Annotated in this window: 15 protein-coding genes and 1 riboswitch; of the genes, 4 read left to right on the top strand and 11 right to left on the bottom strand. The window is 61.7% G+C overall.

Features of this window, described 5'->3' with window-relative positions; all coding sequences use genetic code 11:
- Positions 1-78: 78 nt before the first annotated feature.
- The gene (gene lpxL, locus DVJ77_RS17785) at positions 79-1,014 is read right to left on the bottom strand and encodes an LpxL/LpxP family Kdo(2)-lipid IV(A) lauroyl/palmitoleoyl acyltransferase (RefSeq protein ID WP_114846872.1); all 936 of its coding nucleotides are present in this window, start codon (positions 1,012-1,014) and stop codon (positions 79-81) included.
- A gap of 109 nt (positions 1,015-1,123) precedes the next feature.
- On the opposite strand from lpxL, the gene waaA reads away from it, so the two are divergent.
- Positions 1,124-2,389 carry a lipid IV(A) 3-deoxy-D-manno-octulosonic acid transferase gene (gene waaA, locus DVJ77_RS17780; RefSeq protein ID WP_114846871.1) on the top strand — a complete coding sequence of 422 codons (1,266 nt, stop codon included), beginning with the start codon at positions 1,124-1,126 and terminating at the stop codon, positions 2,387-2,389.
- 105 nt (positions 2,390-2,494) lie between these two features.
- Here the strand turns inward: waaA and DVJ77_RS17775 are convergent, their stop codons facing one another.
- The gene (locus DVJ77_RS17775) at positions 2,495-3,826 is read right to left on the bottom strand and encodes a TolC family outer membrane protein (RefSeq protein WP_114846870.1); all 1,332 of its coding nucleotides are present in this window, start codon (positions 3,824-3,826) and stop codon (positions 2,495-2,497) included.
- Positions 3,827-3,897: 71 nt separating this feature from the next.
- On the bottom strand, positions 3,898-4,557 hold the full coding sequence (locus DVJ77_RS17770) for a protein-L-isoaspartate O-methyltransferase family protein (protein ID WP_114846869.1): 660 nt from the start codon (positions 4,555-4,557) through the stop codon (positions 3,898-3,900).
- Positions 4,558-4,877: 320 nt separating this feature from the next.
- Between DVJ77_RS17770 and DVJ77_RS17765 the strand changes: the two genes are divergently transcribed.
- The 3 genes from DVJ77_RS17765 to DVJ77_RS17755 all read left to right on the top strand — a co-directional run bounded on the left by DVJ77_RS17765 (position 4,878) and on the right by DVJ77_RS17755 (position 7,919).
- Positions 4,878-5,528: a TetR/AcrR family transcriptional regulator gene (locus tag DVJ77_RS17765; protein ID WP_114846868.1), complete on the top strand. Its 651-nt coding sequence runs from the start codon at positions 4,878-4,880 to the stop codon at positions 5,526-5,528.
- A gap of 36 nt (positions 5,529-5,564) precedes the next feature.
- A riboswitch (TPP riboswitch) is annotated at positions 5,565-5,659 on the top strand.
- Positions 5,660-5,762: 103 nt separating this feature from the next.
- Positions 5,763-7,640: a phosphomethylpyrimidine synthase ThiC gene (thiC, locus tag DVJ77_RS17760; RefSeq protein WP_114846867.1), complete on the top strand. Its 1,878-nt coding sequence runs from the start codon at positions 5,763-5,765 to the stop codon at positions 7,638-7,640.
- A gap of 72 nt (positions 7,641-7,712) precedes the next feature.
- Positions 7,713-7,919: a hypothetical protein gene (locus DVJ77_RS17755; protein ID WP_114846866.1), complete on the top strand. Its 207-nt coding sequence runs from the start codon at positions 7,713-7,715 to the stop codon at positions 7,917-7,919.
- 97 nt (positions 7,920-8,016) lie between these two features.
- On the opposite strand, the gene ppa is transcribed toward DVJ77_RS17755, so the two are convergent.
- From ppa to DVJ77_RS17715, 8 genes are all read right to left on the bottom strand, one after another.
- On the bottom strand, positions 8,017-8,553 hold the full coding sequence (gene ppa / locus DVJ77_RS17750; RefSeq protein ID WP_114846865.1) for an inorganic diphosphatase: 537 nt from the start codon (positions 8,551-8,553) through the stop codon (positions 8,017-8,019).
- A gap of 203 nt (positions 8,554-8,756) precedes the next feature.
- Positions 8,757-9,608 (bottom strand): 2OG-Fe(II) oxygenase, encoded by an 852-nt coding sequence (locus DVJ77_RS17745; RefSeq protein ID WP_114846864.1) that lies wholly within the window; start codon positions 9,606-9,608, stop codon positions 8,757-8,759.
- 100 nt (positions 9,609-9,708) lie between these two features.
- A complete protein-coding gene (locus DVJ77_RS17740) occupies positions 9,709-11,862 on the bottom strand; it encodes a YadA family autotransporter adhesin (protein ID WP_114846863.1) in 2,154 nt (717 codons plus the stop codon).
- Positions 11,863-12,057: 195 nt separating this feature from the next.
- On the bottom strand, positions 12,058-12,579 hold the full coding sequence (locus tag DVJ77_RS17735; protein WP_162791554.1) for a DUF3617 domain-containing protein: 522 nt from the start codon (positions 12,577-12,579) through the stop codon (positions 12,058-12,060).
- 98 nt (positions 12,580-12,677) lie between these two features.
- On the bottom strand, positions 12,678-15,083 hold the full coding sequence (locus tag DVJ77_RS17730; protein WP_114846861.1) for a serine/threonine-protein kinase: 2,406 nt from the start codon (positions 15,081-15,083) through the stop codon (positions 12,678-12,680).
- Complete coding sequence (locus tag DVJ77_RS17725) at positions 15,080-15,646, bottom strand: ECF-type sigma factor (RefSeq protein ID WP_114846860.1); 567 nt, start codon at positions 15,644-15,646, stop codon at positions 15,080-15,082. Before DVJ77_RS17725 ends, DVJ77_RS17730 begins: the two co-directional genes overlap by 4 nt.
- Positions 15,647-15,781: 135 nt before the next feature.
- Positions 15,782-17,854 carry a prolyl oligopeptidase family serine peptidase gene (locus DVJ77_RS17720; RefSeq protein WP_114846968.1) on the bottom strand — a complete coding sequence of 691 codons (2,073 nt, stop codon included), beginning with the start codon at positions 17,852-17,854 and terminating at the stop codon, positions 15,782-15,784.
- A 77-nt stretch (positions 17,855-17,931) separates the two neighbouring features.
- The gene (locus tag DVJ77_RS17715) at positions 17,932-19,491 is read right to left on the bottom strand and encodes a TIGR00341 family protein (RefSeq protein WP_114846859.1); all 1,560 of its coding nucleotides are present in this window, start codon (positions 19,489-19,491) and stop codon (positions 17,932-17,934) included.
- Positions 19,492-19,716 lie beyond the last annotated feature (225 nt).

Raw genomic sequence — 19,716 nt, 5'->3', positions numbered from 1 at the left:
GCCCGCCCCAGGGTACTGAACAGGGGTTTCGGATAACCCAACTGATCGCCATGCCGACCGATGCCTCGCCGATTGGATTCAGTAGATCGGTGCTTCGCCGTCTGGTCGCGTTTTGAACCGTTTATGCACCCATAGGTATTGCTCGGGTGCTTCGCGCGCCATCTGCTCGATGCTGGCATTGATGCGGGCGGTGTCGCCCGACGCGTCCGCGCTGGGGAAATCCTCCAGCGGTGCGCCCAGGCGCATGGCGTAGCCGCGGTCGTCCGGCAGGCGGCGATGAAAAAACGGAATGACTTTTGCGCCGGACATGCGTGCCAGATGGTGGGTGGCGGTAATGGTGGCCGCAGGCACGCCGAAAAACGGCACGAATACGTTGTCCTTGCTGCGCATGTCTTGATCTGGCGCGTACCACAGCGTGCCGCCCTGGCGCAGGTATTTCACGGTGCCGCGAATATCGTCCTTGTCGAACATGGCGTCGGCATAATCCAGCCGGGCGCGCAGCACCGCCCATTCGAACACCGCCGAATCCATTTGCCGGTACATGCCGGCAATGCGAATGTGTTGCGAAACCAGCCGTGCGCACAGCTCCAGATGCGAAAAATGTCCGCCCACCAGCAGCACGCCCTTGCCCTGCGCGCGCGCGGCGTCGAGGTGTTCAAGCCCCTCGATGGTCACCGGTACTTGCGCCACGGCACGGTCGCTGCCCATCCAGCCGAGTGCGAATTCCATCAGCATCAGGCCGATATCGCGTAGATGCGCATCTACCAACGCCTTTTGCTCAGCCTTGGAAAGCTCGGGAAAACACAGTGCGATATTGGTTTCGGCGACATCGCGCCGGGCCGAGTTGACGTAAAGGACCAAATCGCCGAGCCGCCGTCCCAGCCACATCAGCGCGGCATAGGGCAGCCGCGCAATCAGCCAGGTCACCCCGACGCCCAGCCAGGCCGGCCATTGCAGTGGGGAGAGCAGGGAGCGAGTGAAGTGAGGGCGAGGCGTACCGGGCATCGAACGCATTGTAGCGGGGCGGTGGCTGATTCCTAAGCGTTCTTATTCTCAGCCGCACGCATTCTCGACCCCATGGCCGGCATCGCTATACTGCGTTGTTCGACCAGAAGGCCAGCCGTTGCGCTATCTCTATACCCTTGCGATGTATCTGGTAACGCCGTTCATCATGCTGCGGTTGCTGGCGCGAGGTGTGCGTTACCGCGATTACCACCGGCGCTGGCGCGAGCGTTTCGGTTTTCCCAGTGCGCCGGCGGTCTCCGGCAGTTTGTGGGTACACGCCGTCTCGGTGGGCGAGGTGAATGCGGCCGAGCCGCTTATCAAGGCGCTGCGCGACAGTTATCCGAATGCGCCGCTGGTCGTCACCACAGTCACCCCGACCGGCTCTGAGCGCGTGCGGCAGCTATTCGGCGACAGTGTGGTGCACGTCTACCTGCCATATGACTTGCCGTTTGCCGTGTCGCGTTTCCTGCAGCGTGTGCGGCCCCGCATGGCGATCATTGTCGAGACCGAGATCTGGCCGAATTTGTATTTCGCCTGCCGGCGCCGTGGCATTCCACTGATGATCGTCAATGCGCGGCTGTCCGAGCGTTCGCTGCGCGGTTATCGGCCGATGGGCGGGCTGGTGCGTTCGGCGCTCAGTTGCGTATGTCTGATCGCGGCGCAGTCGCGTACCGACGCCGCCCGCTACCGTCTGCTTGGCGCCGATCCGGCGACGATTCTGGTCAGCGGCAATATGAAGTTCGATATGCCGGTTGCCGACGACGCCGTGCCTGCGGGTGAAGAGCTGCGTCAACAATGGGGCCGGTTGCGGCCGGTGTGGATCGCCGGCAGCACGCATGAAGGCGAGGAATTGCCCGTACTCGAAGCGCATCTGGAGGTGCTCAAGCGTTTGCCCGATGCCTTGCTGCTGATTGCGCCGCGTCATCCCGAGCGTTTCAAAATGGTCGAGCACTCCGCGCGTAGTCTTGGCTTTTCCGTAGCCACGCGTAGTGCGGACCGGGTGCCGTCGGCATCGCATCAGGTTTTTGTGATCGATGCGATGGGCGAGTTGATGCCGTTCTACGCAGCGGCGGATCTCGCCTTTGTCGGCGGCAGCCTGATCCCGATCGGCGGCCATAACGTGCTGGAACCCGCCGCGCTATCGACCCCCGTGCTGGTGGGGCCGCACACCTTCAACTTCGAAGAAATCACCCTGACGCTGATCCGCGAAGGCGGCGCGGCGCGGGTGAAGGGCAAAGAGCAGCTAGGCAAAGAGGTGCTGCGCTTGTTGCTCGATACCGAACGACGCGCGCGCATGGGCGCCAGCGCACGCATCGTTTTCGACAGCGAGCGTGGTGCGGTACGCCGGGTGATGGGGTTGATCGACAAGCAATTGCAGGAATAGCCCGCAGTAAAACGGGCTACATAAAAACGGCTACATAAAACGGGCTACAAAAAAGCCGAGCGCAAGGCTCGGCTTTTCTTCATGCGTGGACTACGCCGCTATCGCTTACTGCAGTAGCGCGTTGACCTCTTCCACATCCTTCAGATCGATCGCGCCGCTCGACTGCTTGAGCTGCAGCTTGTCCAGAATGAAGGCGTGCCGTGTCTGCGAGTAGGTGCTTTCCGACTGGGTCAATGTCTGAATCGCATTCAGCACGTTGAGCATGGTCTGGGTGCCCACGTCGAAGCCGGCACGGGTCGCTTCGAGCGCCTTCTGGCCTGAGTCCACCGACGCCTTGGCTGCCTGCACCTGCGCAATACCGGCGACGACCGAACGGTAGTAGTTGAGTGTGTTGCGGGTGACCTGGCGGCGTTGGATCTCCAGCCCGTCTTGCGCGGAGTCACGCTGGTAGATCGACTGACGCACATGCGACTGGGTGGCGCCGCCGGAAAAGATCGGAACCGACAGCGTCACGCCGGCCGTAGTGCCGTAGCGACCGTTGCCCAGCGCACTGCTGCTCAGAGGATTGACGTTGCCGTTCTCAAGCCAGCCGGTTGTTTTGCCGCGTTGCACCGTGGCACTGATGGTCGGCAGATGGCCGGCGCGCGCCGCGCTGATGGTGTGCTCGGCGGCTTCGACGTTGTATTGCTGCGCAAGAATGTTCGGGTTGTTCTTCAACGCCTCTTGCACCCAGGTGTTCGGGTCGTTCGGGGTGGGCGGATCCATCGGCAACTCTTCGCGCAGCTTCTTCAGCTCGCCGGTCTGTTTACCGGTGACCTGGGTCAGCCCTTCGCGCGCATCGTTCAACGTGTTCTGTGCCGCGATGGTCTGGGCTTTGGCGTTCTCGTAATACGACTTGGCCTGATAGACGTCGGTAACGGCGGAGAGGCCGACCTTGAAGCGCTGATCGGCCTGCTCGTAAGCCTGCCGGTAGGCGTCTTCGTTGGCCTTGGCGAAGGTCAATGCATCTTCGCTGGTCAACACCAGGAAATAGGCCTGCGTGACCTCCACATAAAGCGCCTGCAGCGCTGCCTGGTAGGTCTGGTCTTGCGATTCGGACTGCGAACGCGCCGCCGAGAGGTTGGCCCATTTGCTGAGGTCGAGTATCGACTGGTTCAGCGTGGCCGAGAGCTGGCGCGAACGCGAATGCCCGCCAGCGGAATCTCTGCTGTCGGCGCCGCTGGCCTGGCTGAACGTCAAGCCGGCCGATAGTTGCGGCAGCAGCAGCGCGCGCGACTGAGTAATACCTTCGGCAGTGGACAGTCGCTGAGCATCAGATTGCGCCAACGTCGGGTTGTTGGCGCGCGCTTCACGGTATGCATCCAGCAAGTCCTCACTGCGACCGGATAGCGGCAGCACCGCCAGGGTCAGGGCAAGGGTCAGAAGCTTCAAGCGCATGGGTTGCCTCATTCGGATAGATCAAATCGTATTGAACAGGGAGGGCGGGGCGCCCAGGATCAAAACCAGGATCAAAAGGTGAATCGACGCGCAGGTTCAGCATGTGCGAGATAAGGCAGGTCGGTTTCGAACAGCCTTTCTTCGCGATAACGGCCGTCGCCTTCGTGAGTTAGCAAGAGCACCTGCTGTGCCGGCGACTCGCCGTGAACCACAAGCAGGCGGCCACCGGGGCGCAGCCAGCCGAGGAAGCGCTGCGGGATCTCGCTCACCGCGCCGGTTACCGCCACGGCATCGAACAAGCCGCTCGGCTGCCAGCCCTCGATGGCTTCACCCACTTCCAGCGTCACGTTGCTGATGCGCGCAGCGGCCAGGCGTTGGCCGGCAGCGGCAATAAAGTCGGCATGGATGTCGATGCTGGTGACATGGGCCGACAAGCTGGCCAGGCAGGCCGTGAGAAAGCCCGAGCCGGTGCCGATTTCCAGCACCTGGTCGGTCGGCGTGAGGTCCAGCGCCTGCAGCACGCGGCCTTCAATGACCGGCTTCATCATTACTTCGCCATGGCCTAACGGCAGGCATACATCGGTGAAAGCAAGCTGCCGGTGTTCGGCGGCGACGAAATCCTCGCGGCGCAGGCTGCTGAGTACGTTCAGTACGCGGCTATCGAGCACCTCCCAGGGGCGCACTTGGTTTTCCACCATGTTTTGCCGCGCCTGTTCGAAGTTCATCGCCATCTCGCTTAAATCCTGTACAAATCGTAAAAAGGTCAGAAAGGATAAGCGCTTAGCCTGGTTCCGACAATGACGTTAGCCTGCGGCTTGGCGTGGCCTTCACGAAGTGCCGGAAGTCATCGCGCTAAACTGACGAAAGTCATGTGGGAAGCGGTGTCCGCGGACACTAGGCACTCCAGCGACGTACTCAGCAAGGCCGCAAGACCTGGTAAGGGTAAATCCCGCGAAGGAACTGAGCGTGACAGTCTCAGGTAAGGTTCGTGGAAAATAATTGTACCGACCCGTATAATAAACACGATTCCGCCATTTGTGAAGGTGTACGCATGACCACCGCTCCGCAACTCAAGCCGCAAGGGCCTGGACGCCCGAAGGACATGGAGAAGCGTGCTGCGATTCTCGAAGCCGCCAAAGCTTTGTTCATACGCAATGCCTTTGCCGGCACCAGCATGGATGCCGTGGCTGCCGAGGCCGGTGTGTCCAAGCTCACCGTGTACAGCCATTTCGGCGACAAGGACAATCTGTTTCGCGAAGTGATCCGCGCACGCGTGCAGGATTTGATCCCGGAAGAGACCTATCAATACGATCCGCAGGCCGATGTCGGCGAGACGTTGTTGCGGATCGCCCTGCATCACATCCATCTCGATTGCGATGCGCAGAATGTCGGTACCTTCCGCGCCATCCTCAGTGATTGCCGCCAGGGCAATCCCCGCTACGGCAAATTGATGTGGGAAGAAGGCCCCACCCGCACGCATGGCTTGATGGAGCGTTTGCTGCAGCATGCGGTTGACGACGGCAAGCTCGATATCACCAATGTAGTGCGCGCCAGCGTGCAGTTCTTTTCGCTAATCAAGGGCGAGTTGATGCTGCGTCGCATGTTCGGCTGCGAGGAGTGCCCGCACTCCTATGCCGCCGAGATGGAGCAGACCGCGCGTGACGGCGTCGATACTTTCCTGCGTGCCTATCTTCCGCGTTGAGTAGCAGCTCACCCCGCTTCGTGCTTGAATAGGCGCTTGTTGAAGCGGGGGTGCTGGCGATAGCCGGCTGAGAGAGTCCCTTCGAACCTGATCCGGCTAGCACCGGTGTAGGGAGCTTCGTCGCACGGGGGCAGCCGCGTGCGCCCGGCACCATCGCTTCGTCTGGGGTGAAAACCCCGCAAGAGTCCGTACCTGTGTCGGTGCGGGCTTCTCAAGCCAACAGGACGAACGCCGATGAATGCCTTGCCCTCCGATCTCGCGCGCGCAGCGCAGGAACTTTCCGAAGCCGTTGTTCGGCCGATCCCCGGATCGCGCAAGATCCATGTTCAAGGCAGCCGCCCTGATTTACGCGTGCCGCTGCGCGAGATCGCCCAGGCACAGACACCGACGCTGTTCGGTGGTGAAACCAATCCGCCGATCACCGTCTACGACACCTCCGGTCCCTATACCGACCCCGACTATCAGGTCGATCTGGTGGCCGGGCTGCCGGCGTTGCGTGCGGCCTGGATAACCGAGCGCGGCGATGTCGAATCATTGGCGGATCTCACGTCGGCCTTCGGCCGGCAACGTGCGGTCGATCCCAAACTGGCGGCCTTCCGCTTCGGTGCCACGCGCATGCCGCTGCGGGCCAAGGCCGGCGCCAACGTCACCCAGATGCACTACGCCCGTCGCGGCATCATTACGCCCGAGATGGAATACATCGCGATTCGCGAAAACCAACGCATCGAGGCTTTGGCGGGCAGTGCGCTGTGCAGCCAGCATCCGGGGCAGTCGTTCGGCGCGGCGCTGCCGAAGTTGATTACCGCGGAGTTCGTGCGCGACGAAGTTGCCCGCGGTCGCGCGATCATCCCGGCCAATATCAATCACCCGGAAAGCGAGCCGATGATTATCGGCCGCAATTTCCTCACCAAGATCAACGCGAATATCGGCAACTCTGCCGTGTCTTCGGGTATCGCCGAAGAGGTGGAGAAACTGGTGTGGTCGATCCGCTGGGGCGGTGACACGGTGATGGATCTATCCACCGGCAAGCATATTCACGAGACGCGCGAGTGGATTATTCGCAACTCGCCCGTGCCGATCGGTACGGTGCCGATCTATCAGGCGCTGGAGAAGGTTGACGGGGTCGCCGAGGATCTGACCTGGGAGCTGTTTCGCGACACCTTGATCGAGCAGGCTGAGCAGGGCGTGGATTACTTCACCATTCACGCCGGCGTGTTGCTGCGCTTCGTGCCGCTTACCGCCAAACGAGTGACCGGCATCGTGTCGCGCGGTGGTTCGATCATGGCCAAGTGGTGCCTGGCGCATCACAAAGAAAATTTTCTCTACACGCACTTCGAAGATATCTGCGAAATCATGAAGGCCTACGACGTGTCGTTCAGCCTGGGTGACGGCTTGCGTCCGGGCTGCATTGCCGACGCCAATGATGCGGCGCAGTTCGGTGAGCTGGACACCTTGGGCGAACTGACTCAGATCGCCTGGAAGCACGACGTGCAGGTGATGATCGAGGGCCCAGGCCACGTGCCGATGCATCTCATCAAAGAGAACATGGAGCGCCAGCTAGAGAAATGCCATGAGGCGCCGTTCTATACCCTCGGGCCGTTGACTACCGACATCGCACCGGGCTACGACCACATTACCTCGGCGATCGGTGCGGCCATGATCGGCTGGTTCGGTACCGCCATGCTTTGTTATGTCACGCCCAAAGAGCATCTGGGACTGCCGAACAAGCAGGATGTGCGCGACGGCATCATCGCCTACAAGATCGCCGCGCATGCGGCGGATCTTGCCAAAGGCCACCCCGGTGCCCAGGTGCGTGACAACGCACTGAGCAAGGCGCGCTTTGAGTTTCGCTGGGACGACCAGTTCAATCTGGGCCTGGACCCGGAGAAGGCCAAGGAATTTCACGACGAGACCCTGCCCAAGGATGCGCACAAGTCGGCGCATTTCTGCTCCATGTGCGGCCCCAAGTTCTGTTCGATGAAGATCACCCAGGATGTACGCGACTATGCCGCCGAGCACGGCACGGATGCATTCGAGGCGATCGACGAGGGCATGGCCGAAAAGGCCGCCGAGTTTCGTGCCCAGGGCGCCGAGGTCTATCACAAGGCCTGATCTTCACGCGCTTGTATGCCATCGGTGTGGATCGTGCGTTGTAAACGCTGATCCCGCCCTTGGAGTCACCCGATGGAACAGGCTACTTCAGCCCGATCGAGTCAGCCCCGCCCCAGTCATACCTTGCTGCGAAGTGTGCTGACCCTGTTGGCATTGCTGGTGTTGTTGGTATGTGTGGTGATGTGGTGGTGGGTCAGCGGGTCCGATGCATTCGACTCGGTTATCGGCAGCACGGCACAGCAAATGGCGATCGGCGGCTTGTTGCGAAATATCGCCTAGGCATCTTCCCCAAACAGATACTAAAGACCAGATACAAAAAAACAGGCACAAAAAAACGCGGCGCCCACCTGGGGCGCCGCGTTCTCATGCAGCGCGATCAGCCCTGATCGGCGACGTAGCGAGCCATGCCGGAGACGATTTCGGCCTTGGCCTCATCGGCACCGACCCAGCCTTCGAGTTTCACCCATTTGCCCTTCTCCAGATCCTTGTAGTGCTCGAAGAAGTGGCCGATGCGCTCCAGCCAATGGCCGGAGACTTCATTGATGTCCTTGATGTGCGCGTAGCCGGCGAAAATCTTCGCCACCGGCACCACCACCAGTTTTTCGTCGCTGCCGGCTTCATCGGACATTTTGAGCATGCCGACCGGATGGCAGCGGATCACCGAACCGGGCACCAGCGGCAACGGCAGGATCACCAGCGCGTCCAGCGGATCGCCGTCGCCGCCCAGCGTGCCCGGCACGTAGCCGTAGTTGCACGGGTAGCGCATCGGGGTGGACAGGATGCGGTCGACGAAAATCGCGCCGCTCTGCTTATCGACCTCGTACTTGACCGGCTCGGCATCCTTGGGGATTTCGATGATGACGTTGATTTCGTTCGGCACGTCACGACCGGCGGGGACGAGATGCAGACCCATGAATAGTCCTTGAAAATGAAAGAAAAGGGAGAGGAAAGCGCACAAGGATACGGCAAAACGCCATAAATGTAGGAACGCCCGCTGTACGCGAAAGCCGTGTAGGAGTCCATCTGGTCGGCAAAACGCCAGTGCAGCGATACCGCCGCCGCCCTTTCGCGCACAGGGCGTGCGGTTGCAGAAACATCAACGCGCCAGACCGGCTCTTAGCGTTGAAACGGTCGCTCGCGCAGCCACTTGGTGGCAATCCATTTCTCGCCGCGCAGCACCGGCAGGCCGGCATGCAGCGAGGACTGGTCGCCGCTTTCATAGGCGAAATAGACGGCTGAACCGCGCCAGGCGGTCACGGTCAGCCCGAGCGCCGGAAAGCCGGTGCCGCCGCCTTCGTCCGGTGTGTTCAGATACATCACCACGCTGGCAACGCGTTGGCCGCCTTTTGCGGTGATCGCGGCATAGCCCGGCTGGGTGGGGTCGAACCAGTCGAAATGCGGCTCGTACTCTTGGCCGGGCCGATAGTGCAGGATCTGCAAGCCCTCACCGTGATCGGCCGGCATGTCCAGCAGATCGGCCAGGCGTTTCTCGATGGTCTGGATCAGCGGTAGTTCGCCCAGCGTAAAGAACATGCCCTGGCTGGTGCGTGTCTCGTCGACTTGATGCTGACCATGGCTATCGACGGTCAGGGCGCGCTGCAGGCGTGGTCTTGCCAGCTCGATCAGTGCGGTGCATTCCTCGGCCGATAGCAGGCCGTCGAGCACGCGCAATGGCGGCGCATCGACACTCAGCGCGACCCGAATCGTTTGGCCGTCTATAGCGACCATGGGCGCTTCGGGGTGGCGTGGGCGGCGTCCGCTCGGCTTGGTGGTCGAAGCGTTCATCGCAGCAAGCGGGATCTTCAGCACTTCAGAGACCATGCGCCGACTCTGCACCGGGTCGTAGCCCGATTCTTTCATCAGGCGCAGCAAGTCGGGCACGCCATGGCCGGCACTGGCCGTGGCGAGTATCCATTCGCGCAGTTCAGGGCGGATCTTGGTGGGAATGACCTTGGTGTACGGTTTCATAAGGTTCGGGCTGACGATCCAGAGTGCAGATAATAGCCGCGTTAGGTGTTTCCCTCTTCGGCCAGATCACGCCCTTTTGCAGGGCGTGATCCGAGACGGTTTACAGATCCACGCCAAAGCCGATGCCGCCGGAGGCATCCGAGCCGCTGGCGGTAGCGCCGAAGCTGATATGCGCGCGGGTCCCTAGCGGGGCTGCATAACCCACCGACAATGCCGTCTTGCCGCCCTGGAAGCCCACACCGGCGGCAATTCGACCACTACCGGTAGCACCGGCGGCATTGATGGCCATTTGAGTCGAGGCGGCGCCCATCGCGCCGAGGCGGTCCATGCGCTGATCGACCTGGCGGAAACGATCGTTCACCTGATCGCGAAATTGACCTAGCTGCTGACCCGCATTGGCCACGCTTTGATTGGTATAGGCCTTGCCCTGGTCGATCGCCAATTGCACGCCCGCATCAAGTTGCCCCTTGTTGACCGCGTCGGTAGCCGCCGTGCCCGCGGCCACATTGACGACCCGCCGCTGCTGACTGGCGCTGCCAACAGACACCGTATTGGCCTGATCGGCGACCGCGCCTTGGCCCAGCGCCACGGCATTTGCCGCTGTCACTGACGCGCGTTGGCCTACTGCCGTGCCAGAGGCGGCCGTTACGCTGGCGCTCTCGCCCATCGCCACCGCATTCGTCGCGGTGGCGGCGATCGCGGTGTTGGCGCCGACCGCGGTGCTGCCATCGGCGTTTACCTTGGCGTTGCCGCCGAGCGCGGTGTCGTTCGGGCCGGCGGCATAACTGTCGCCGCCTATGGCGGTGCCATGATCGCCGCCGGTCTTGGCATTCGAGCCTATGGCTACGCCGCGCGAGCTGCTGATGACGGTGGCCTTGTCGGTTCCGTCGCCTTTGCCGTCGACCGTGACGTAATCCAACTGCGCGGTGTTTTGCTGCAGGTTGCCGATCTTGCTTTCGATGGTGGTGACGCGACCATCGATCTGCGTGATGGCCTGGGTGTTGCTGCTTACTTGCGTATTGACCAGATCCAGTTGGCCTTTGGTCGCCGCATCGCTAGCCGCAATGCCGTCACCTACGTTCACGATGCGACGAGTGAGGGCGCTGCTGTATGCGGAGTGGGTGCTTGGATCGATATCCGTCGTGGTGTGGCCTACCGAAACGGTATTGGCGGTTGTTGCGGTGGAATAGGCGCCAAGCGCCACCGATGAGCCGGCCCCGGCCAGCGTGGTGCTGAACGCACCGAGCGCATCGCTATTGTTGCCCGCAGCCGTGCTGACATGACCATAGGCGCTGCTGTAGCTACCGCTGGCGCTGCTGTAGAAGCCAAACGAGCTGCTGTAGCCGCCGGCAGCGCTGCTGTTGGCGCCATAGGCATTGCTGCCGGCCCCGCTGGCGCTGCTGTGGCTGCCGTAGGCGTTGCTGGTCACGCCGCTGGCCAGGCTGCTGTCGCCCATGGCGCTGCTGTTGTCGCCAGTGGCCTGACTGCCAAAGCCATAAGCATTGCTGGCAATACCGCTGGCCTTGCTCAAGTGACCAACCGCATTGCTGTTGACGCCGCTGGCCGTGCTGAACACGCCAAATGCACTGCTGTTGAGGCCGCTGGCGATGCTGCTATCGCCAACAGCGCTGCTGCTGGCCCCACTAGCGGTGCTGAGGTAACCGTAGGCGCTGCTGTGACTGCCACTGGCGATGCTGGTATTGCCATAGGCACTGCTGCTGGTGCCATTGGCCTGGCTCTGGGTGCCATAGGCGCTGCTGTTGTCGCCGATGGCCGCGCTGGCATCGCCAAAGGCGCTGCTGCTATTGCCTTGGGCAAAGCTGCCATTGCCAAAAGCAATGCTGAAATCGCCTTGGCTAGCGGCATTATGGCCAGCAGCCATGCTGGAATTGCCGCTGGCGTCGCTGAATACGCCAAATGCGCTGCTGTAGTCGCCACTGGCCGTGCTAAGCGCCCCCAGCGCCGTGCCGTAATCGGAGGTGGCCAACGCCAGGCCGCCGATGGCTGACGTATAGGTACAGTTCGCAGCGCCACCGCCTGCGTTGTAGCTGCCTGAGGAGTTAGTGCAGGTGGCAAAGGCTGGAGCGATGGCGCCCGCGCATGCCAGCGCCACAATGCTCAAGGCGAAGGTGCTGAGCCGGTGATGTCTGGCAGGGTACGCTTCGTTGGTCGTGCGCATGGCGCGCATCAGCGCGACAGTGAGCGGGTTGTGGCGCGCTGGCGATGCAGTCAGGTGGTGAGTCGTGCGATTCATGGATCATCCCCAAATTCAGTAAGCCGACGTCAATGCGGCATGGGAGTAATCGAGATTTCGCACTGCCAACTGACATGTCGCTAAAGACAGCGCCAGTAAGAGCCTGTCTAAGTCACCGTCCGACGACATACCGGCACCCGCAGACCGGGGTTGCCACGGCCTTCAGGTGCCTCGAATGCGGTAAGGCGCCAGCGATCAGTCCGTTACGCCGGCACAGTGGGCGCCGAGCCAGCGCCCATCGATCTCTACATGCACCTTGCCGCCGCCGGCAAAAGCGATATCGGCCACGCTGGTCACCGTGGATGGGCTGGATGCATTGACCGTCACCGTGCCGTTGCGCGCATGCTCACCCTGGCAACTTAGCTGTAGCTGCTGCCGGGTCGATGTGCTGGCGATCACCGTGCGCGAGCAGCTCTCGTCCTGCTCTCCGATAAAGGCGTTTTTCTCCTGCAGCACTTGCGGGGTGACGCACTCCTGGTCGACTTGAGTACTGACTTTGCCGGAGCGGGCTTGCATCGCCGCGGCAATTTTTGCGCGCTGGGCCGACGGCATCTGCGTCAGCATCTCAGGGGGTACCAGTACGCCCTGTGTGCTGGTTCGGGTGGTGATCTCCCAGGCGCCCAGATTGACGTTAAGCGGGGTGAGGTCAATTGCGAACGTCGTGGTACTGGCGGCCAGCAGTGACAGGGCCAGCATCGTAGGTGAGCGAGTATTCATTGCAGATCTCCGGTTCGTGGAAAGGCATCGTTTCCAGAGAATCGAGATCCGCGTGCAAAAACTGACATCGGCCGGCATGGCGATGACGTACTGATGATTCAGCGCGGGCAGGGGCTGCCGTCGAACGGGTGTTTGCCGCCGTCGCCGAGAACGGCAAGTTTGCGTGTGCTCATTTCGGCCAGCACGGCCTGTGCATCGGTGCAGCGATCAAGCATGGCCAGGGAGTGCGCATAGGCGCGGCCGACGTTCGGTTGCCGTTGCGCAAAATCGTGGCTGCGCCCGAAGTCGTGGGCCGCGGCGAGATCGGGCAAGGCATCGCCATCCCGATGCAGGTCTTGCAGTACGCGGCCGTGCACGAATCGCGCTTGTGCGGTGTCCTCGTTCTGTTCGCCCAGCTCATGCTGAAGACTGGGCAGCACCTGCTCCAGCGCTGCCAGTGCCTGGGTCGGCTTGCCGGCTTTTTGCAGGCTGATGGCGTAATACAGGTACTCACGCCACACCATGACGTTATCGGCGCCAAGAGCATGGGTGCGGCGCTGAATCACGTCGAGGTGTATCGCCGCCGCCTCGGCATGGCGTCCATTCAATCCGAGCAGGGTGGCGCGGCTGGAAAGGTGATCGACTACGCCAGGATCATCGGCAGGCAATGGCTTGCGTTGCAGCAACTGCAAGGCCTCGTCATTGGCGGCTAGCGCCGCGGCGAGATTATTCACGCCGTACTCCGCTACGCTCAGGGTCGACAACGCGTCCACCAGGCCGCTGTCGCTACCGACCTCGCGCTGCAAGGCAACGGCTTCTCGCGCCATGCCAAGCACTTGTTGCGTACTGAGGCCATGGCCGACATAGGCGCGCATGGACAATACGAGGGCGCGATCCTCCTTTGAATCGGGCAGCCGCGTTTCCTGCAGTACCTGCGCACGTTCGATCAGCTCGTTGGCGTGAATGTCCTCGCCCAGCGAGATATAGCTGGTGGCCGCCGCCAACAGTGCCCGTACGGCAATGCCGGGCTGATTCTTGGTCGTTGCGTCCAGATGTTTCACGGCGCTATCGAGTGCTTGTCTCAGCGTGACATTCGGTGTGCCTGACAATTCAGCCGCACCGCCGGCGAACACATCGCTAAGGAAATTGTTGACCGCTTCCAGACGCGCGACTTCCTGCTTGGCATGCATGGCCTCGCGTTCGGCACGGGCGGCTTCGGCGTGGGTGGCGCGGTTTTGCAGCAGCACGCCGATGCTGCCGGCGATCATCGCGACCAGCGCCAGTCCTGCCATGCTCACGCCCCAGCGGTTGCGGCGGACAAATTTTCCAAAGCGGTAGCCGGCGGTGTCGCCTGACACTGACACAGGCCGGCCTTCAAGCAGACGCTGTAGATCGCGCGAGAATGACTCCACCGAGGGGTAACGGCGTTGCGGCTCCTTCGCCAGCGCGGTTTGCACGATGCGCGACAAGTCGCCGCGGACGAACCGGCGAAATGCGGAGGGATCAGTGTGTCGCTGGGTCAATCGTTGCGCGATCTCGGCCGGGGTGCCACTGGTCAGCGCCTTTTCGAGCCGGGTCGCCTGGCGCGAGGTGATGGCCTCGCTGGTTGCGCGCAAATCGAGCTGATCGAACTCATAAGGCAATCGCCCGGTCAGCAATTGATACAGGATCACCCCGAGTGCATAGACGTCGGTGGCGGCGCTGATGGCGGTGCCGGAAACCTGCTCGGGTGCGGCGTATTCCGGGGTGAAGCCGGCCAGTACGCCGGTGCGCGTGGCCGAAGACGATTCGGCGATCAGCTTGGCGACGCCGAAGTCGAGTACCTTGGCGTGGCCGTTGCGATCGACCAGGATATTCGCCGGCTTTAGGTCGCGATGCACTACAAAGTGCTGGTGCGCATGCGCTACCGCAGCCAGTACTTGGCGAAACAATTCAATGCGCTCGCGTAAACCCAGTTGCTGCTGATCGCTCCAGTCGAGCAGCGATTGTCCTTCGATGTATTCCAGCGCGAACCATGGCCTGCCGTCGTCATCGTGCCCGCTATCGAGCAGGCGCGGAATATTCGGATGGGTCAATGCCGCAAGAATGCGTCGCTCCTGCTGAAAACGCAGCGCGTGCAGGCTGCCGTCCCAGCGATGCTGCAGGCGCTTGATCGCGGCGCGTTGGCCGCTGTCGCGTTCGCCGTCGATACGCCGAGCGGCGTATACGGTGCCCATGCCGCCGCGGCCGAGTACGGCCATGAGTTGCCAGGCGCCAAGCACTTCGCCGATGGCGCGTTCGGCATCGGCATCGCGTTCAGCCAGGGTGGACACGGCATCGAGGTCGATCAGGCCGCCGAGGCCACGGTCAAGCATGCTGTCGTCGCGGTCTGCCGCCACCATCCGCTCCAACTCGTCGCGCAGGGCGGGATCGTCGGCGCATTCGGTGCTGAGCCAGGCCTCGCGTTCGGCCGGGTCGAGTTCAAACCATTGATGGAATAGCTGCGATAGCCGTTGCCAGCGGAGTGCCTCGGGCGCCGGGCTCATAGGGCAGGATCGCTCAATCGGGTTTGCAGAAAAGCCCGCGCAAAGCGCCAGTCACGATGCACCGTGCGCACACTGAGGCCAAGCTGTTCGGCGATTTCATCGAACTCCATGCCGCCGTAAAAGTGGCATTCGACGACGTTGACCATGCGTGGGTCGATCTCTTGCAACGCCTCCAATGCCTGCTCGATCTCCAGCAGGTCGAGCGGTCGCGCGGCGTGGGCAAAGGGGACGTCGGTGACCAAGGTGATGCGGGCGAGATCGCCGCCTCGCTTCTCGGTCTTGTTGGCCCGGATGTGATCGACCAGCACGCAGCGCATGGCTTTTGCAGCCAGTGCATAAAAGCGGCCGCGCGAGCTGACATCGGGCTGATTCGGCCGCAACTTCAGATAAGCCTCATGGACCAGCACAGTGGTGCACAACGTCACCCGTGCGGAGCCGTTGAGTTGTTTGCGTGCGAGATGGCGCAGTTGATCGTATAGCTCGATGAAGCAGGCGCGATACGCGTCGTCGTTCCAGTCTTGGGCGGGAACGAGGGTCAGGGCAGCGAGTGCGGTTGCTTCCATGGCAGAACCGTTATGACGCTGCCGCGGGCAGCCTGCGCAAGGCTAGCATGCGTCCTGGGATAGTCCGCCAGCCCCTCCACCTGCGAACAGGGGCGGGGCTGGCGGCCTTCTACTTCAGGCGGCTGTACTCCAGTCCTACTTCACGTGTTCCCACAGGTAGGTGTAGCCGAGTGCGTTCATAAAGGCCGACTGCTTGTTGTCCGCTGCTGCGCCATGGCCGCCTTCGATGTTTTCGTAGAAGCTGGCGTCGTAGCCCAGGTCCGCAAGTTTCGCGTACATCTTGCGTGCGTGTACCGGGCCGACGCGGTCATCGCGGGTCGAGGTGGTGAACAGCGTCGGCGGATACTTCTGGCTGGCTTTGGCGTTGGCATATGGCGAGAAGGTTTTGATCCATGCCCATTCGGCCGGCTTGTCCGGGTCGCCGTACTCGGCGATCCACGAGGCGCCGGCGGAGAGATGGGTGTAGCGCTGCATATCGAGCAAGGCGACCTGGCTGACGATGGCGCCGTAGAGCTGCGGGTAGAGGGTGAGCATATTGCCCATCAACAGACCGCCGTTGCTGCCGCCCATGGCGCCCAGATGCTGCGGCGAGGTGATCTTGCGCGCAAACAGATCTTCAGAGACCGCGGCGAAGTCTTCATAAGCGCGCAGGCGGTTCGCCTTGAGCGCGGCCTTGTGCCAGCGCGGCCCGTATTCGCCGCCGCCACGGATATTGGCGATGACATAGACACCGCCTTGCTCCAGCCAGGCGCGGCCCATGCTGCCGCTATAGCTCGGTTGCAGCGAAACTTCAAAGCCGCCGTAGCCGTATTGCAGGGTCGGATTCTTGCCGTTGGCCTGGAGATTTTTCGGTGCGATTTCGAAGTACGGCACGCGGGTGCCGTCTTTGGAGGTGGCGAAATGCTGGCTCACCGTATAGCGCGAAGCGTCGAAGAAACTCGGGCTGTTCTTCAATGCCGACGGCTCGCCCTGGCCGAGCTTGCCGTAATACAGCGTGGTCGGCTGCAGAAAGCCGCTGACGGTAAGGAAATAATCGTCGCTGTCATCGGCATCAATGCCACCGGCGGCAATGGTCGAGAGCGCTGGCGCGCCGCCGAGGTTTTCGCGTTTCCACGCGCCTTCTTGTGGGGTGAGCACCTCCAATTTGTTCACCACGTTTTCCATCACATTGAGAATCAAGTGATGACGGGTCCACGAATGGCCATCTAAAGCCGTGCTGTCTGTAGGCTCGAACAAGACGGTGATGTCGCGCTTGCCGGCCATGTAGTCGTCGAATTTGGTCGCCAGCAACGAACCTGATTTATAGGTTTTGCCTGCCACGGTCCAATCGTTGCGTGGCTCGATCAGCAGCCACTCGCGCTCGACACTCGTATTGGTGTCGTTGGGCACATCGATCTTGGTGAGCTTGCCGTCCTTGCCGCGCAAATACGTTTCGCTGTCGTAAAAAGCGAGCTGGCGATTGACGAAGTCACGCTCGAAGCCTGGTGTGTTGTCACGAAAGGCCGCGACCGTCATGTCGTCGGTCTTGCCTTCGTATACGGTGACGGCCGTGGTCAGCGGGGTGCCGCGCTTCCACTCTTTGACGATGCGCGGATAGCTTGACGTGGTCATCGAGCCGGGGCCGAAATCGGTGGCCACGTAAAGATGGTCGCGATCTTTCCAGGCCACGTTGCTCTTGGCCTCGGGCAGTTCGAAACCGCCTTTGACGAATTGTTTGTCTCGCAGATCGAACTCGCGCACCACATCGGCATCGGCGCCGCCGCGCGACAGCGAAACCAGGCAGCGCTGGTTATCGGGCTTCAGACATTGAGCGCTGTGCCAAACCCAATTCTCGTTCTCGGCTTTGGACAGGGCATCGAGATCGATCACTGTTTCCCATGCCGGCTGCGGCTTGCGGTATTCGGCCAGCGAAGTGCGCCGCCACAGACCCTTCGGATGCTCCTTGTCGCGCCACAGGTTGTAGTAGCTATCGCCGATCTTGTTGACCATGGGAATGCGTGCATTGGAATCGAGCACTTCGAGGATGCGTGCGTCGAGCTGCTTGAATTCCGGCGTTTGCGCGTACTTCTGCACGGTTTCGGCATTGTGTTGCTTGACCCATGCGAGCGGTTTGGCACCGTCGATGTCTTCCAGCCACAAATGAGTGTCGGCATGGCCCTCTGGCGAGGTGGCCGATGCGGTCGCGGGTGATGTGGCTGCGTGGGTCATACCGGTGATTACCAGGGTGGCAAGAAAAGCGAGGGAGCGTTTATTCACGTCTGACCTCCAAAGGGGTAGGGGGCCATTCAATCAGTCTTTGCCGGATCAGTCACCTGGATCAGCACGCTACGGAACACATCGATGCCGTTCATTTCCTCCACATGAGCTTGATCGGGTAACGGATAGCTGGCACCCATGCTGGCGTGTAAGCCGGCCGTTTCAAGCCAGTCGCGGACATGGCTGGCGCGTTCGGAGGCGAGGCTTGCCGTGCCGTTGCCATCACTGCTGGCCCGCCCCTCGACGAGAACCTGCTTGACGCCCCAGCGCCGGGTGGCCCAGACGACTTGCTGCATGGTCGCGACCTGCTCGTCGCCAAGCTCGGCCGATGCGCGCCCAAACAGCACCGGCGGTAGCGGTCGCGGCGGGGGTACGATGTGTACCTTCCAGCCGCCGAGTTGCGCATCCAGGTGATCTTCCATCTGTTTGAGTGTCGTCAGTGATGCCGTGGCGGTAGGGGCGATTATCAAGGTGATGATCTTGTCCTGAGCTTCAATCTGCGAGCCGAGCAAGGGCAAGGGGAAGTTGCGCACCACGTCATGAGCTTCGTCATTGATGTTTTGCGTGGTCGAGGCGGCTGCATTTTGCGCGCCGACACTCAAGGCCGAACGGGTCAGCTCCGCGCGCGCGGGATCGACGGTGATTACTGGATTCAAGCGCAGGGACAGATTCGGTGGTAGCGCGGAAACGAGCGCCTGATGCAGGTTGGTGTCGTCTTTCATGTCGTAATGTTGCGCAGCGAAGGTGACGTCGAGCACCTTGCGGCTGTCGTCGATCTGCATATCGAGCACGCGGACGGTTTGGTCGCTCAAGGTGCTGGTCAGTGTGCTACGCACGGTGCCGAGCAAGCGGGTTTGCTGTGCGATATCGCCCAGCGCATGCGCCAGCGGCCAACCCAGCGGCAACAGCACGGCAAAGCCAACGACGATCTGCCAGGCCACCGCATGACGGGTGGCGCGGCCGCTGAATCCGTACCATGTACTCATCAGCGTAGCGCTAAGCGCAATCGTCGCCAGATTGGTGGTGAATAGCAGTAGCGCGCCCTGGGAAATCCGCCATTGTCCTACCGCCAGGCCAAAACCGACCACAGCCATCGGCGGCATCAATGCGGTGGCGATGGCGACGCCGACGATGGTGCCGCCGCGCTTGCGGATCATCGCGTAGCCGCCGGCCAGGCCCGATAGCGTGGCCGCAATCATGTCGAACAGGTTGGGCGTAGTGCGCGCGAGGATCTCCGGCGTCGGTGTACGCAATGGCGATAGCCAGACGATCAGAATCGATACCAGCAAGGCCAGGCCCATGCCGGCGAACAAGGTGCCGAGCGAACGGAATACCCGGTCGATATGCAAGGTGGCGATGCCGAGGCCGAGCCGCACGATCGGCCCCATCAGCGGCGACACCAGCATCGCGCCGATGATGACCGAGACCGAGTTACAAAGCAGGCCGATGGTGGCAATACCCGAAGCCATCGCGCACATGAACAAATAACTGCCTTCAAGCTCGCCGTCGTCGTCGATTTCCTTGGCGATAGTGTCGCGATCGACGGAAGCCGCTTGGCGGATCAACCAGCGACGAATGAGTTTGAACATGCTTGGCCTCAACAGTGCAGGTGACAAGAGCAGGCGGCCCCACCAGGGCAACCTATCTAACCGGGCCAGAGTCTATGCTTTGAGGTGAACATCATGCGAGCTTCAACAGGCGCTGAGGCGAGCGAATTCGGGTCGATTGCGCTGGGCTCCATTGAGCATGAGTCAATCGAATCTGACTCATGTAATGACAGCGGATAGATCCCCGGCACGGCATTCAATCGGGCG

The organism is Dyella tabacisoli, from assembly GCF_003350925.1.
Taxonomy (GTDB): Bacteria; Pseudomonadota; Gammaproteobacteria; order Xanthomonadales; family Rhodanobacteraceae; genus Dyella_C; species Dyella_C tabacisoli.
This window is presented reverse-complemented; position numbering and strand designations above follow the sequence as displayed.

What these genes read in the sequence shown, in the direction of transcription:
- lpxL (WP_114846872.1), bottom strand. Translation starts at nt 1,014, where the DNA reads ATGCGTTCGATGCCCGGTACGCCTCGCCCTCACTTCACTCGCTCCCTG.
- DVJ77_RS17775 (WP_114846870.1), bottom strand. Translation starts at nt 3,826, where the DNA reads ATGCGCTTGAAGCTTCTGACCCTTGCCCTGACCCTGGCGGTGCTGCCG.
- DVJ77_RS17770 (WP_114846869.1), bottom strand. Translation starts at nt 4,557, where the DNA reads ATGGCGATGAACTTCGAACAGGCGCGGCAAAACATGGTGGAAAACCAA.
- DVJ77_RS17765 (WP_114846868.1), top strand. Translation starts at nt 4,878, where the DNA reads ATGACCACCGCTCCGCAACTCAAGCCGCAAGGGCCTGGACGCCCGAAG.
- thiC (WP_114846867.1), top strand. Translation starts at nt 5,763, where the DNA reads ATGAATGCCTTGCCCTCCGATCTCGCGCGCGCAGCGCAGGAACTTTCC.
- DVJ77_RS17755 (WP_114846866.1), top strand. Translation starts at nt 7,713, where the DNA reads ATGGAACAGGCTACTTCAGCCCGATCGAGTCAGCCCCGCCCCAGTCAT.
- ppa (WP_114846865.1), bottom strand. Translation starts at nt 8,553, where the DNA reads ATGGGTCTGCATCTCGTCCCCGCCGGTCGTGACGTGCCGAACGAAATC.
- DVJ77_RS17745 (WP_114846864.1), bottom strand. Translation starts at nt 9,608, where the DNA reads ATGAAACCGTACACCAAGGTCATTCCCACCAAGATCCGCCCTGAACTG.
- DVJ77_RS17740 (WP_114846863.1), bottom strand. Translation starts at nt 11,862, where the DNA reads ATGAATCGCACGACTCACCACCTGACTGCATCGCCAGCGCGCCACAAC.
- DVJ77_RS17735 (WP_162791554.1), bottom strand. Translation starts at nt 12,579, where the DNA reads ATGAATACTCGCTCACCTACGATGCTGGCCCTGTCACTGCTGGCCGCC.
- DVJ77_RS17730 (WP_114846861.1), bottom strand. Translation starts at nt 15,083, where the DNA reads ATGAGCCCGGCGCCCGAGGCACTCCGCTGGCAACGGCTATCGCAGCTA.
- DVJ77_RS17725 (WP_114846860.1), bottom strand. Translation starts at nt 15,646, where the DNA reads ATGGAAGCAACCGCACTCGCTGCCCTGACCCTCGTTCCCGCCCAAGAC.
- DVJ77_RS17720 (WP_114846968.1), bottom strand. Translation starts at nt 17,854, where the DNA reads ATGACCCACGCAGCCACATCACCCGCGACCGCATCGGCCACCTCGCCA.
- DVJ77_RS17715 (WP_114846859.1), bottom strand. Translation starts at nt 19,491, where the DNA reads ATGTTCAAACTCATTCGTCGCTGGTTGATCCGCCAAGCGGCTTCCGTC.